The sequence below is a fragment of the Pedobacter metabolipauper genome (genome assembly GCF_004362715.1).
Lineage (GTDB): Bacteria > Bacteroidota > Bacteroidia > Sphingobacteriales > Sphingobacteriaceae > Pedobacter > Pedobacter metabolipauper.
Genome location: NZ_SNYC01000004.1, coordinates 177630 through 190894 on the forward strand (window position 1 = coordinate 177630; position 13265 = coordinate 190894).

The 13265-nt window shown below is 39.9% G+C and carries 13 protein-coding genes; 5 read left to right on the plus strand and 8 right to left on the minus strand.

The genetic code is table 11. From position 1 onward, the window contains the following. Both ATK78_RS07360 and ATK78_RS07365 read left to right on the plus strand, forming a co-directional pair. On the plus strand, positions 1-804 hold the full coding sequence (locus ATK78_RS07360; RefSeq protein WP_133575449.1) for a DUF5672 family protein: 804 nt from the start codon (positions 1-3) through the stop codon (positions 802-804). A 5-nt stretch (positions 805-809) separates the two neighbouring features. Next, positions 810-1745 (plus strand): nucleotide-diphospho-sugar transferase, encoded by a 936-nt coding sequence (locus tag ATK78_RS07365; protein ID WP_133575450.1) that lies wholly within the window; start codon positions 810-812, stop codon positions 1743-1745. Here the strand turns inward: ATK78_RS07365 and ATK78_RS07370 are convergent. Beyond that, positions 1742-2755 (minus strand): glycosyltransferase, encoded by a 1014-nt coding sequence (locus ATK78_RS07370; protein ID WP_133575451.1) that lies wholly within the window; start codon positions 2753-2755, stop codon positions 1742-1744. The genes ATK78_RS07365 and ATK78_RS07370 overlap by 4 nt on opposite strands. 54 nt (positions 2756-2809) lie before the next feature. Here ATK78_RS07370 and ATK78_RS07375 point away from each other — a divergent pair, with 54 nt between their 5' ends. Continuing rightward, positions 2810-3730: a glycosyltransferase family 2 protein gene (locus tag ATK78_RS07375; RefSeq protein WP_166664848.1), complete on the plus strand. Its 921-nt coding sequence runs from the start codon at positions 2810-2812 to the stop codon at positions 3728-3730. A gap of 29 nt (positions 3731-3759) precedes the next feature. Here the strand turns inward: ATK78_RS07375 and ATK78_RS07380 are convergent, their stop codons facing one another. Then, complete coding sequence (locus ATK78_RS07380; RefSeq protein ID WP_133575453.1) at positions 3760-4653, minus strand: glycosyltransferase; 894 nt, start codon at positions 4651-4653, stop codon at positions 3760-3762. A 75-nt stretch (positions 4654-4728) separates the two neighbouring features. On the opposite strand from ATK78_RS07380, the gene ATK78_RS07385 reads away from it, so the two are divergent. Next, positions 4729-5655, plus strand: coding sequence for a glycosyltransferase family 2 protein (locus ATK78_RS07385; protein ID WP_133575454.1), 927 nt, complete (start codon positions 4729-4731; stop codon positions 5653-5655). Positions 5656-5770: 115 nt separating this feature from the next. Here ATK78_RS07385 and infB read toward each other — a convergent pair whose 3' ends face one another. The 4 genes from infB to ATK78_RS07405 all read right to left on the minus strand — a co-directional run bounded on the left by infB (position 5771) and on the right by ATK78_RS07405 (position 11234). Next, positions 5771-8833: a translation initiation factor IF-2 gene (gene infB, locus ATK78_RS07390; protein WP_133575455.1), complete on the minus strand. Its 3063-nt coding sequence runs from the start codon at positions 8831-8833 to the stop codon at positions 5771-5773. Positions 8834-8901: 68 nt separating this feature from the next. Continuing rightward, positions 8902-10137, minus strand: a complete 1236-nt coding sequence (gene nusA, locus ATK78_RS07395) for a transcription termination factor NusA (protein WP_133575456.1) — start codon at positions 10135-10137, stop codon at positions 8902-8904. Positions 10138-10139: 2 nt separating this feature from the next. Continuing rightward, positions 10140-10604, minus strand: a complete 465-nt coding sequence (rimP, locus tag ATK78_RS07400; protein WP_133575457.1) for a ribosome assembly cofactor RimP — start codon at positions 10602-10604, stop codon at positions 10140-10142. 195 nt (positions 10605-10799) lie between these two features. Next, on the minus strand, positions 10800-11234 hold the full coding sequence (locus tag ATK78_RS07405; RefSeq protein WP_133575458.1) for a hypothetical protein: 435 nt from the start codon (positions 11232-11234) through the stop codon (positions 10800-10802). Between the two features lie 19 nt (positions 11235-11253). Here ATK78_RS07405 and ATK78_RS07410 point away from each other — a divergent pair, with 19 nt between their 5' ends. Then, positions 11254-11601, plus strand: coding sequence for a phage holin family protein (locus tag ATK78_RS07410; RefSeq protein WP_133575459.1), 348 nt, complete (start codon positions 11254-11256; stop codon positions 11599-11601). Between the two features lie 53 nt (positions 11602-11654). Here the strand turns inward: ATK78_RS07410 and ATK78_RS07415 are convergent, their stop codons facing one another. Next, on the minus strand, positions 11655-12794 hold the full coding sequence (locus ATK78_RS07415; protein WP_133575460.1) for an acyl-CoA dehydrogenase: 1140 nt from the start codon (positions 12792-12794) through the stop codon (positions 11655-11657). Between the two features lie 74 nt (positions 12795-12868). Continuing rightward, positions 12869-13219 (minus strand): aspartate 1-decarboxylase, encoded by a 351-nt coding sequence (gene panD, locus ATK78_RS07420; RefSeq protein WP_133575461.1) that lies wholly within the window; start codon positions 13217-13219, stop codon positions 12869-12871. Positions 13220-13265 lie beyond the last annotated feature (46 nt).

Consider the following 13265-nt stretch of genomic DNA (forward strand, 5'->3'; position numbering starts at 1 on the left):
ATGTCACAGCAAGCTGTTGTCGTTATCCCATTTTACAAAGATAATTTAACTTATAATGAGACCTTCTCCTTAGAGCAGTGTTTTAATGTACTCTCAGATTACCAGATCATTGCCATTAAACCAAAATCCCTTGATTTGGCATTTGTTACCGGTCTGTACCCCTTTTTCGAAGTTATATCTTTTGATGATCACTATTTCAAAAACATTTACGGATACAATCAATTGATGCTTTCGTCCTTATTTTATAAGGCCTTTCTGAATTTCGAATATATGCTGATCTATCAATTAGATGCATTTGTATTCTCTGATCAGCTGCACAATTGGTGTAACCAAAATTACGACTATATAGGTGCCCCATGGTTACAGCCATCAGAGAACAAGAACAGTCTTGATAAATTCATCTTACATGTAAAAAGTATCCTGTACAGAAGATATAACATATCCAAAGGCGGAGTGCCAAACTCAAAACAATTTGTAAAAAGTGTAGGAAATGGCGGCTTGTCCTTAAGGCGTGTGCAACGGTTTTATGACCTTTGCATAAAATTCCGGGCACTGGCAGAGGAATATATCAGCCAGGCAAAATCAGAATTTAATGAAGATATATTCTGGTCTGTAGCCGTTAACCGCAGGCAAAAGAGCCTCAGTATTCCTCCCTATAAAACAGCATTAAAATTCTCCATAGAAACACTTCCTGAGTTGGCCTACCGTTTAAACCAGGAACAACTTCCATTTGGCTGCCATGCCTGGGATAAGCATATCGGTTTCTGGAGACCATTTTTACAAAAGTTTAACTATAAATTATAGCGATCATGACCTCCTACAACGTAAAATCACCCATACTTTTTTTAATATTTAATCGCCCGGATACCACACTTGAGGTTTTTAATCAAATTAAATCAGTTAAACCAGGTGCATTGTACATCGCTGCTGATGGGCCAAGACAGGACAGGCCTGCTGAAGCAGATCTTTGTCGGGAAGCAAGGGCAATTACAGAATTAATTGACTGGGAATGCGAAGTTAAAACGCTTTTTAGAACAGAGAATTTAGGCTGTAAAGTTGCCGTATCATCAGCAATAGATTGGTTTTTCGAACAGGTAGAAGAAGGAATCGTATTGGAAGACGATTGCCTGCCATCAACAAGCTTTTTCTACTTCTGTGATGAGATGCTGGAAAAATATCGTTTGGATACCCGCATCAGGCATGTTGCAGGGTGTAATCTCCACTTCGGAAAAACATGGGGTGATGCCAGTTATTATTTGTCTGAAAGCAGCAACGTTTGGGGTTGGGCAACATGGAAACGCGTATGGAAAGATTACGATAGGAATTTAACAAAATACGACGCGACAGAAGTAGAATACCAGCTTAAAAAGCTTTTTTACGATCCCTTTGTTGCAGAATTATGGTTTCAAATCTTTAAAGATCTCAAAGCAAATAAAATTGATACCTGGGATTATCAGCTTGCATTCTGCAATTATTTCAACTTCGGATTATCAGTTAACCCGAATGTTAACCTGGTTACAAATATTGGATTCAGGGCAGATGCGACCCATACCCCAAATCCAGAATCCAAATTTGCAAAAATGCCTAGCCATGAACTCACGGTAATTACACATCCCAAATATTTTCTTCCCGAAAAAGATGCCGACAACGATATCTTTAAAAGGGAGTTTGATCTTGAAAACAGAAAAAGAAAACATTATTCACTCCGCAGAAGATTTAAAAGATGGCTAAGGAGGCAGTTCTAAATTGCCTTGAGCCTTTTTAAAACCCACAACACACCAGAAGGTACAGGTTTGTTTAACGCGATATAATCGCCAGCAACAGCACCTATATAAGCCGCCAGTTTAAGTGCTTTTTTAGGTCTCGGATCAAAAAACAACATCAGGTATTTTTTTAACACTTTAAAAGCAAATTTTCTCTCACTGATCATCTGGCTTTTGATCGTCGCTAAATGATCCGGAAAAATTTCAAGTAAACACGTCGAATAACAAACACTTGTACCATAGGTTAATTTTTTAAGGTAGTCTATTTTTGTTCGCTTACCAGGAATAATGTGGGTCAATTTTAGTTCAGGAGCTACGCCAGCTGCTGCTCCAGTGCTTATGCAGTATAAAACCATTTGAACATCCCCTCCGCTGCTTAGCTGGTTTCCCTTTCGGTCAGACAAACTAAATTTCCCTTTCGCAGCCAGCAAAGCGTAACTTTCAAAATACTCCCTTTTAATACATAAGCCCGTACCGAATGGGTAACAGCCCTGCCAGGTGCGCTGATTTGAATAGCCGATCTGTACTTCGTGCCGATCCTGAAAAGCCTCTGTTGCATAAGCCGCAAGTTTATCATCAACACCCTCTATAAAATCAACATTAACATTTCCTGGACCCCAGGCAGCAACGTGCGGATAATGCGCATGCAAACGCTTTTGAACCTGTACATATTCAGGATCAGGTTCATTATCGTCATCAAAAAACAAAATGTACTTACCTACTGAAGCTTCAATCCCTGCAATACGTGCATAACTGAGTCCTTGCTCTCTAGCTACAATTAATTTTGAATGTGGAACAGCATTTAAAAAAAATTGAACGTAATCCAGCGTATACAGCGCAGAGCTGCTGTTATTATCCACTAAGATCACTTCCATCACAAGCCCTGCTGTATCTAACAAAGATACCGCATTAAGACACCGCTCCAACAACCGTCTGTCTGGGTTATAAGTACAGATAATAATAGAATAATCCACGGCATTAGGTAAAGACATAGTATATTTGAGTTAAACACCGAAGATACAAATTATATGAATTGCCAATACTGTATGCCGAAAGTATCAGTCATCATTCCAAATTACAACCATTCTAAATACCTGGTACAACGCATTGAAAGTATATTAGACCAGACTTATCAGGATTTTGAGATTATAATATTAGATGACTGCTCGACGGATCAAAGCAGATCAATTATTGAGGGTTATCGATTAAATCCTAAAGTAACTGAGATCATTTATAACGAACAAAACAGCGGAAGCACTTTTAAACAATGGGAAAAAGGAATATCAATCGCTCATGGAGAGTTGATCTGGATCGCTGAAAGTGACGATTGGTGTGATCCAATAATTTTAGAAGAGTTGATATCAGGATTTGATAAAGATGAAAATTGCATATTTAGCTACTGTCAGTCTTATTGTATTCAGAATGTAAATACCATCAGTTGGCAATCTCAGCATCCTTACCTGTCGGAGATCGTTGAAGGGCATGTATTTATTAAAAATTATATGCTTAAAAACAATTCCGTATTCAATGCCAGCATGGTCTTATGGAAAAAAGAAGTCTATAAATCCATTCCAAAAGACTTTACCGATTATAAATTTTGTGGTGATTGGCTCTTTTGGATAGAACTGGCCAGACATGGTACCATTCACATCAGCGGAAAACTATTAAATTACTTTAGAAAACACGATCAGGATGTAAGTGGCAAGGCAACAAAAAGCGGATTAAATTATAAAGAGATCTTAACCGTACTCAATAGGATCTATCGGGATCAGCTGATTACAGATGCAGACTATAACAACGCATTTAAATATCATCTTAAAGCTTATTGGAAAGATCGGAATGCACTTGAACCTCTCATTTCAAAACAGATTGAGCAGCTGTTTAAAAACCCTGCCTCCCAAAAAACCAATTATTATAAAGCTGTCTTAAGCGCAATCTGGTACAATAGAAAGGATCATGATCATTAGTTTACTAAAATTACAGTACCTCTTTATGGTTAGGGTTTGGGTTTTGACGTAATTTGTTTAAATAAAAATAAGTTGGCCTTCAAATACTGCTGCCAGCCAGAAACACCGGTAAATAACTGCTTCGTAAGGAAATTAAAAATATATCCCCAGGAATAGCCCATCTCAGAAAGGTGTACAACAATAAACCTATACGCCCGTTTTTCAATTAGAAATCGATCATTCAAAGAAATAGCGTCAAGACTCATTGGCAGTTTCCGCTGCCATTTGTCATGAACTTTAAGAATATCAACCCACCATGACTTGTCGTATTTACCTTCAGAATAGTGATCTATAAGGATATCAAAAGTCACGTTAACAGAAAATAATTCGCCTACTTGATAACAAAAATCCTGATCGTAACCATGAAAGCTATGAAGTAATTTCTCATCAAAAGGACACTTTAAAACAATCTCCTTAGTCGTACAAAACCACATCCCATCTACAGAAACAACGTTAGACAATCTTTCATTATTGGGGTTTTCCAGGTGGTGATAAGTTGGCAGATCCTCATATTTAAAAGATTGAATATAATTGCACCTGTCTAATTGGTATTCATAGCTTTGTATTCCCCATCCCGTTGGTGCAGCACCTTTATATCTGCATCCCGCCAGCCCCAGTACACCTAAACCTTTGTTGTTCTCAAAAATATCAGATACAATAGCGCCCCAATCCTGGGTTTTCAGATCAATATCTTCATGCATAAAACACAACAGATCATATTTCGCTTGTCTTGCACCCCTATTATACAATGAACAGATACCATTCTTCCCTCCTGAATTTTCAAAACTTAAAATTTCAAAAGGAATACCTACGGTTTCAGTTATACTTCTGGTTACATCCGAAAGCATTTGTTTGTCTGCAGAGCATATGATTATTGAGATCATTTATTTAAATTTATGCAAATTTAACCATTTGTAAATAATTACATTAATTTTTAAAATTTATACCCGCATTCTTTAATGAGTAATCAAGCCCTCGTCTCTATTGCATTGTGTGTTTATAATGGAGAACAATTCTTAAAGGAGCAATTGGATTCCATTTTAAATCAAAACTATCAAAATATTGAGATTATAATTGTAGATGATTGCTCTGCAGACCAATCACGAACGATCCTCAATACCTATAAAGAAAAATACAGCATCATAAAATTGTATTTCAATACTGCAAATTTAGGTTACGTCAGGAATTTTGAAAAGGCAATAACTTTGGCTACCGGCAAATACATTGCACTCTCAGATCAGGACGACATCTGGCATCCCGAAAAGATATCCAAACAGGTAGCAGAAATAGGTGATCATATGTTGATCTACCACGATTCTCAATATATGGATCACGAAGGAAAAGATTTGGATTTAAAAATGTCAGACGTTTTCAACTTATACGAAGGAAATTCACCATTACCCTTTTTGCTAAAAAATTGCGTCTCAGGTCATACTATAATGTTCAACCGCATACTCCTTGAGCATGCACTACCATTTAATGCAGACTTCTTTCACGATTGGTGGCTCGCCTTTGTCGCTTCAAATGCCGGATCAATTAAGCTTGTCCCACAAACACTCGTAAGATACAGGCAGCATACAGAAAATACGATTGATATGCTTGACCTTAGAAAAATAAATGAGCCTCAGGAAGACTTATATAACCCACTGGTTACAGACAAAGCATGGATCGGACACTGTAGTACATATAGCGGCCCTTATGCTGATTATGCTTACGGCATCTATAAATTGATCACGTCAAAACTAAACTTCTTTAATAAGATAAAACTGTATATCCTTCTTTACAAAAACAGAAAACTACTTTTTGCGATCAATAAAAACTCAGGAAAGGAAAAGGCGGCAATGTTAAAGAAATTTGTCTTTGCACTCCCGAATAACCCTGTATAAGATTAAAGTGCTTTAGCGACTACAAGATTGCTAAAGCGTCAATAGCCTTAAACAAAAGAGATCAAACAAAAAAAGCGGCAAGAGCCGCTTTTTTGTTTTTAATATAGTTAACCTTTTACAGTTTTCTTTTTACTTCAACTTGTTCGTACGCTTCAACAATATCACCCACCTCAATGTTATTAAAGTTATGGATATTCAATCCGCATTCATAACCTCTTGCAACTTCTTTCACATCATCTTTATAACGTTTTAACGATGCAAGTTCACCCGTGTAGATTACAACACCATCCCTAACAATACGGATCTTGCTGTTACGCGTAATCGTACCATCCAATACCATACAACCGGCAATTGTTCCGACTTTAGTAATCTTAAAGGTATCTCTGATCTCCACATTGGCAGTGATCTTCTCTTCAAACTCAGGAGCAAGCATACCTTCCATCGCAGCTTTGATCTCATTGATCGCATCATAAATGATAGAGTATAAACGGATATCAATCTGTTCCGCTTCAGCAAGCTTCCGTGCACCAGAAGATGGACGAACCTGGAAACCTATAATGATCGCATCAGAAGCAGAAGCCAGCAATACATCAGACTCCGAGATCTGACCTACAGCCTTACTAATAATGTTGATCTGGATCTCCTCAGTAGAAAGTTTCAGCAATGAATCTGATAAAGCTTCAATTGAACCATCCACGTCACCTTTAACGATCAGGTTAAGCTCTTTAAAGTTACCAATAGCCAAACGGCGACCGATCTCATCAAGCGTAATGTGTTTCTGTGTACGAAGACCTTGTTCACGCATTAGCTGTAAACGTTTGTTTGCAATCTCTCTTGCTTCAACTTCACTTTCCAGTGCATTGAATTTATCACCTGCGGTAGGAGCACCCTGCATACCCAGAACCTGAACCGGAACCGAAGGGCCCGCTTTATCAACTTTCTGTCCACGCTCATTAAATAATGCTTTAACACGTCCGCTATAGCTACCCGCTAAAATAGGATCACCTATTTTCAACGTACCAGCCTGTACCAGAACCGTAGTTACAATACCACGTCCTTTATCCAGCGTCGCCTCAATAACACTACCTGTTGCACGTTTATCAGGATTTGCTTTAAGATCTAACAATTCAGCTTCCAGCAGTACTTTTTCCAATAGAAGGTCTACGTTTAAACCACTCTTACCAGAGATTTCCTGCGATTGGAAGTTACCCCCCCAATCCTCAACAAGAATATTCATGATCGATAACTGCTCACGGATCTTATCAGAATTTGCACCTGGCTTATCAATCTTTGTAAACGCAAATACCAATGGTACACCAGCAGCCTGAGCATGGTTAATGGCCTCTTTAGTTTGAGGCATCACCGCATCATCCGCAGCAACTACAATAATCGCAATATCCGCTACCTTGGCACCACGTGCACGCATTGCCGTAAAGGCCTCGTGACCCGGTGTATCCAGGAATGTAACTTGTTTACCCGTAGGCGTAGTTACCATATAGGCACCAATGTGCTGGGTAATACCCCCTGCTTCACCAGCTACCACATTTGCCTTACGGATATAATCCAGCAAGGATGTTTTACCATGATCGACGTGACCCATAATGGTCACTACCGGAGCCCTTGGTAACAAATCATCTTCGGTATCTTCTTCCTCAATGATCACATCACTTTCATCATCCGGTTTAACGAATTGAATCTCGTAACCAAACTCATCTGCAACGATCGTTAAGGTCTCTGCATCCAAACGCTGGTTGATCGAAACAAACATACCAAGACTCATACAAGTCGCGATAATCTTTGTAACCGGCTCATCCATCATTGAAGCCAGTTCATTTGCCGTAACAAATTCTGTAACCTTCAATACTTTAGATTGCAATTCCTGTTCCATTGCAGCCTCATCAGCTGAAAGGGCAACATCATCACGCTTTTGACGACGCAGCTTAGCACGTTGTGCAAATTTACCAGATTTACCAGCTCCGCTTAAACGTGCAAGCGTTGCTTTGATCTGATCTTGTATCTCTTTTTCCGTAGGTTCTTCTTTCGGACCATTACCAGGAGTTCCCGGTTTACTGTTCCTGAAGTTAGGCCTGTTGGCAGTATTATTCGTATTATTTCTAAAATCTGGTCTGTTGCCTACCGGAGCAGCTGGTCTTGGAGGGCCTGCCGGAGTGCCCTGTCCGGGTTGTCCGCCTTGCGGGTTACCTCCAGGTGTCTGACCATGGGTTTGTTGACCCGGATGTCCTCCCGGAGCTTTTTTCCGTTTACGCTTCCTTTTCGCATCAGCACTGTCTGCAGAAGATGCAACAGGCTGAGATTTACGGTCCGGAGTAGTTGGTAAAACAATCTTACCGATAATGTTTGGTCCGGAAAGTTTTACAGAACGTGCTTTGATCACTTCAACTTCGTCCGTTTTCTCCACTTTAGGCGGTTCTGCAGCTGCAGGAGCTGGAGCCACTACAGGGGCCGCTTTCACAACTGGTTTTTCTTCAGCTTTTGGCTGTTCAACGGGCTTAGCTTCTTCAATTGGTTTAGGAGCTTCAACCGGTTTTTCTACTTCCTGTTTAATTTCTTCTACTGGCTTTATAACTTCTATTGGCTTAGGTTCTTCCTTAACTTCTTTGGGCACTTCCTGAACAGCAGGAGCCTGTACAGGCTCTGGAGCAGGAGCTGCGGGAGTTTCCTCCTTCTTAACCGGACGAACTTTAGAATTCAATTCATCCAGATTTATTTTACCAACTATTTTAACACCAGGCAGAGATCCATCTTCTGCTTTTTCTTCAGCCTTTTCTACAGGGGCAGAAGTTACAGGAGCAGCCGGCTTAACCGGAGCTTCCTCTTTTACCTTTTCAACAGGAGGAGTATAAGAATGAAGGTTTTTGATTAAAATACCTTCGTTTTCGAATTCAACATTTTTTCTAGGTGCTTCAGCAACTCTCTCAGTTACTTCAGGCTCATCACGACGAATTTTACCAATAACAATCTGATTGGCTTCTTCTTTTACGATCTTGTCGCCCTGAAACTCTTTCAATAGCGCATTGTACATGTCGCGAGAGAGCTTAGTAGTGGGTTTATTCTCAACAGAAAAGCCTTTCTTTTCCAGGAACTCAACGGCCGTAGCGATCCCTACGTTAAGTTCCTTAACTGCTTTAAATAAAATTATTGGTTTGTCGTCTGACATTGATATCCTATTTTTTCTTTAATTTCTTATACAAAAGTAATGTTTATTCTTGGTTAACAAGAACACACCTATTCAAATTCTGATTTTAAAATGCTCATTACTTCCTTAATTGTTTCTTCTTCTAAATCGGTACGTTTCACCAATTCATCCACAGAAAGGGCCAATACACTCTTAGCAGTATCGCAACCGATAGCCTTTAATTCATCAATGATCCAGCTATCAATTTCATCCGAGAACTCTTCAATATCCACATCCTCATCTTCTTCACCAGCCTCACGATACACATCAATTTCATAACCGGTTAATTTACCAGCCAGTTTAATATTATGCCCGCCACGTCCGATTGCAAGAGAAACCTGGTCAGGTTTTAAATAAACCGCAGCATGTTTGGTCTCATCATCTAATTTAATAGAGGTGATCTTTGCCGGACTAAGTGCCCGGGTAATATATAGTGAAACATTGTTTGTAAAGTTAATTACATCAATATTCTCATTCTTCAATTCTCTAACAATACCATGGATCCTGGAACCTTTCATTCCCACACATGCACCTACCGGATCAATCCGGTCGTCATAAGATTCCACAGCAACCTTTGCTCTTTCACCGGGTTCACGAACAATTTTCTTGATCGTGATCAGTCCGTCAAAGATCTCAGGAACTTCAATTTCAAACAACCGTTGTAAAAACTCCGGTGCAATTCTCGAAATGATGATCTTGGGCGTTGCATTAACCATATCAACTTTCAGGATCACCGCACGAACCGTATCACCCTTTTTGAAATAATCAGCAGGGATCTGTTCTGTTTTAGGCATCATCAGTTCGTTACCTTCATCATCAAGTACCAAAGTTTCTTTTTTCCAAACCTGGTAAACCTCTCCGGTTACGATCTCACCAACCCTATCTTTATATTTTTTAAAGATCTCGTCTTTTTCAAGTTCAAGAACTTTTGAAACCAATGTCTGACGGGCAGCTAAGATTGCCCTTCTGCCAAAACTCTCCAGCGTGATCTGCTCAATGTAGTCGTCGCCAACTTCCATGTCAGGATCCAACAGCTTAACCTCTGCAAGTTCAATTTCAAGATCGTCATCCTCAGAAAATCCGTCTTCCATCACTTTCCGGGTACGCCAGATCTCCAAATCCCCGTTATCCGGGTTAACAATTACGTCACAATTCTCATCTGTTCCGTATTTTTTTCGCAGCATACTACGAAATACCTCTTCCAGCACACTAATCACTGTAGGACGGTCGATGTTCTTGAAGTCCTTAAACTCCTGAAATGAATCGATTAAATTAATATTGCTCATTTTTATTTAAATGAAATTAAAACCTTTGTTTCTGTTATGTTATTAAAGTCGACAGCCGTTTCAACCAACTGCGCCTTTTTACCTTTTTCTTTAACCTTTGCTTCGATCACTATCCCATGATCATTTACTGAAAGCAGCTTGCCCTCTTTTTGTGTCCCATCCGTCAGTTTCAAACCAACCTCACGGCCAACATTTTTATCGTATTGTCTTTTTAATTTTAAAGGCTCACCAACACCAGGAGAAGATACTTCAAGATTGTAGGCTTTATCTATCGTGTTTTCTTCTTCCAGATGAAAACCAACATGCCTGCTGATTGCTGCACAATCCTGGATAGTTATTCCCTCATCCCCATCAACATGGATAATAAGTTTATGGTTTGGCAACATCTTTACCTCAACCAAAAACAACTCCGGCCTATCCGCAATCTTCTCTTCAATTAACGCTATTACTCTTTTTTCTACCTGCATAACCAATTTGCCAATAATAGAAAAGAGGGGACATCTGCCCCCTCTTACCCTCTATTACTGTGCAAAGATAAGAAATATATTTACAAAATAAAAATGCTAGCCCACAATCAGTTCCGTAAAGATTTAATCAATTGTCTGTTGATAGTATTTATTGCATGCCAATTCTTTGTATCTGCAATACCACAGCCTGGTAATTTACCTGGTCAGCAGCTTCTGCTGTGGCTTCAGCTTATAGTCAAGGCTCCCCTTCATAACCTGATCTGCATGTCCAAAATTCGCATTTAAAAAGGTGATCACCATATAATCGTTTCCAGGTATAAACCTTGATGCAGGCTTAAAGATCACATCACGATCTGTAACCTCGATCTTTCCGTCAAGCGGCAGCTCCTTAATCGAAGTATCCTGCTCAAAGGGCGTCTGTAAAACCGAGACCAGTTCATGCAAAGCAGAGTCGGAAACTGAACCGCTCCTAAGCTGAAGAATCCCGGCATGGTCAATATTACGGATAACAATAGAAGTGCTGTCCGCAGAGAAATCAATCAAAAGTGGCTTATTATTTGTTGATGAACATGAAAATAACAAGCCAAGGGCGACAACAGACCCCAACAGCCGGACAAAATAATTTATCATATCACTAAATTAAAAAATTATGAGACTAATAGTAGAAATTTTATTGATGGGACTAGCCGTATTCCTTGGTGCAAAACTCGTCCCCGGAGTAACGATAGACGGCTATGGAACCGCAATCATTGCAGCCATATTAATTGCGCTGGCAAATGCAACCATCGGATTTATTCTCCGTGTATTAACATTTCCAATAAACTTTCTTACACTCGGCCTGGTATCCTTTATCATCAGCGTACTTATGATCCTGCTGGTAGACAATGTAATGGCCGGCTTTAGTACAACAGGATTTTGGGCTGCTGCTTTCTTGGCAATTATAGTTGCGCTGATCAAGGCTGTATTTGGTGCCCTTGCCGGATCAGAAAAAGATTAATCCAGCAAATTAACAGCCCGCCCAATGGAAGACCTGAGAATTAGAAACCGGTATTATTTAAGGATCTCCCTGGATATAACCATCTTCTGGATCTCAGAAGTTCCCTCATAGATTTGTGTGATCTTAGCATCACGCATCAGTCTTTCCACATGATATTCCTTTACAAAACCGTAACCGCCATGGATCTGTACCGCTTCCACAGTTACATCCATGGCCACTTTAGAGGCGTATAATTTTGCCATAGATCCGGCAAGCGTGTAGGATTGTCCCTGATCTTTTAACCATGCAGCTTTATAAACCAGCATCCGTGCAGCCTCAATGTTTGTGGCCATATCGGCAAGTTTAAAAGCAATAGCCTGGTGATCAGATATCGGTTTACCAAAAGATTTACGCTCCTTAGAATAGGCCAGGGCCAGCTCATAGGCTCCTGCGGCAATGCCCAATGCCTGTGCAGCAATACCAATACGGCCACCCTCCAGGGTTTTCATTGCAAACTTAAATCCAAATCCGTCTTCACCAATCCGGTTCTCCTTTGGCACCTTAACATCATTGAACATTAAAGAATGTGTATCTGACCCCCGGATGCCCAGTTTATTCTCTTTCGGGCCTACGGTAAAACCAGGCGTGTCTTTCTCAACGATAAATGCATTGATCCCCCGGTGTTTTAAAGAGCGGTCAGTCTGGGCAATAACCAGATAGGTTGATGCCGTACCACCATTGGTAATCCAGTTTTTAGTCCCGTTTAATAAATAATGATCCCCCATATCAACAGCAGTGGTCTGTTGTGACGTAGCATCGGAACCTGCCTCAGGCTCTGATAAACAAAACGCACCGATCTTCTCACCAGAAGCAAGGGGCTTTAAATATTTCTCTTTCTGGGCTTCTGTACCATAAGCCTCAAGCCCATAGCAAACCAATGAATTGTTTACAGAAACTACCACAGATGCCGAAGCATCAATTTTAGATAACTCTTCCATAACCAACACATAGGATAATGCATCCAGTCCGCTGCCATTATATTTTTCTGAAACCATCATTCCCAGAAAGCCAAGCTCACCAAGCTTTTTTACCTGCGCTGCAGGGAATTTCTGATGCTCATCTCGTTCGATAACCCCAGGTTTAAGTTCATTCACAGCGAAATCCCTTGCAGCCTGCTGGATCATCAATTGTTCTTCACTCAGTTGAAATAACATAACTTTATAGATCTAAAAATACGTAGTGCCAAATTTAATACTTTCCACGTAAGATACTATGGTTGCATAGTATTTTATTTCAGCAAGTGGTTATTGTCATCCGGAAATACGAGTATGGGATGGTATGCTTTGGCCTCAGCGATTGGTAATGAGCCGTAAGACATAATAATAAGAATATCACCTACCTGAACCTTACGTGCGGTTGCGCCATTTAAACAAATAGTTCCGGTACCACGCTCCCCTTTAATTACATAGGTCTCAAAACGCTCGCCATTGTTGTTGTTAACGATCTGCACTTTTTCATTGGCAATAATCTGGGCAGCATCCATCAGATCTTCATCAATGGTAATACTTCCAACATAATTCAATTCTGCCTGTGTTACTTTAACACGGTGTATCTTCGACTTTAATATCTCGATAATCATAACGCAAAGTTAGATAAAGTTTGTGAATGAATGGTTTTCCGGTTTT

What these genes read in the sequence shown, in the direction of transcription:
- ATK78_RS07360 (WP_133575449.1), top strand. Translation starts at nt 1, where the DNA reads ATGTCACAGCAAGCTGTTGTCGTTATCCCATTTTACAAAGATAATTTA.
- ATK78_RS07365 (WP_133575450.1), top strand. Translation starts at nt 810, where the DNA reads ATGACCTCCTACAACGTAAAATCACCCATACTTTTTTTAATATTTAAT.
- ATK78_RS07370 (WP_133575451.1), bottom strand. Translation starts at nt 2,755, where the DNA reads ATGTCTTTACCTAATGCCGTGGATTATTCTATTATTATCTGTACTTAT.
- ATK78_RS07375 (WP_166664848.1), top strand. Translation starts at nt 2,810, where the DNA reads ATGCCGAAAGTATCAGTCATCATTCCAAATTACAACCATTCTAAATAC.
- ATK78_RS07380 (WP_133575453.1), bottom strand. Translation starts at nt 4,653, where the DNA reads ATGATCTCAATAATCATATGCTCTGCAGACAAACAAATGCTTTCGGAT.
- ATK78_RS07385 (WP_133575454.1), top strand. Translation starts at nt 4,729, where the DNA reads ATGAGTAATCAAGCCCTCGTCTCTATTGCATTGTGTGTTTATAATGGA.
- infB (WP_133575455.1), bottom strand. Translation starts at nt 8,833, where the DNA reads ATGTCAGACGACAAACCAATAATTTTATTTAAAGCAGTTAAGGAACTT.
- nusA (WP_133575456.1), bottom strand. Translation starts at nt 10,137, where the DNA reads ATGAGCAATATTAATTTAATCGATTCATTTCAGGAGTTTAAGGACTTC.
- rimP (WP_133575457.1), bottom strand. Translation starts at nt 10,604, where the DNA reads ATGCAGGTAGAAAAAAGAGTAATAGCGTTAATTGAAGAGAAGATTGCG.
- ATK78_RS07405 (WP_133575458.1), bottom strand. Translation starts at nt 11,234, where the DNA reads ATGATAAATTATTTTGTCCGGCTGTTGGGGTCTGTTGTCGCCCTTGGC.
- ATK78_RS07410 (WP_133575459.1), top strand. Translation starts at nt 11,254, where the DNA reads ATGAGACTAATAGTAGAAATTTTATTGATGGGACTAGCCGTATTCCTT.
- ATK78_RS07415 (WP_133575460.1), bottom strand. Translation starts at nt 12,794, where the DNA reads ATGTTATTTCAACTGAGTGAAGAACAATTGATGATCCAGCAGGCTGCA.
- panD (WP_133575461.1), bottom strand. Translation starts at nt 13,219, where the DNA reads ATGATTATCGAGATATTAAAGTCGAAGATACACCGTGTTAAAGTAACA.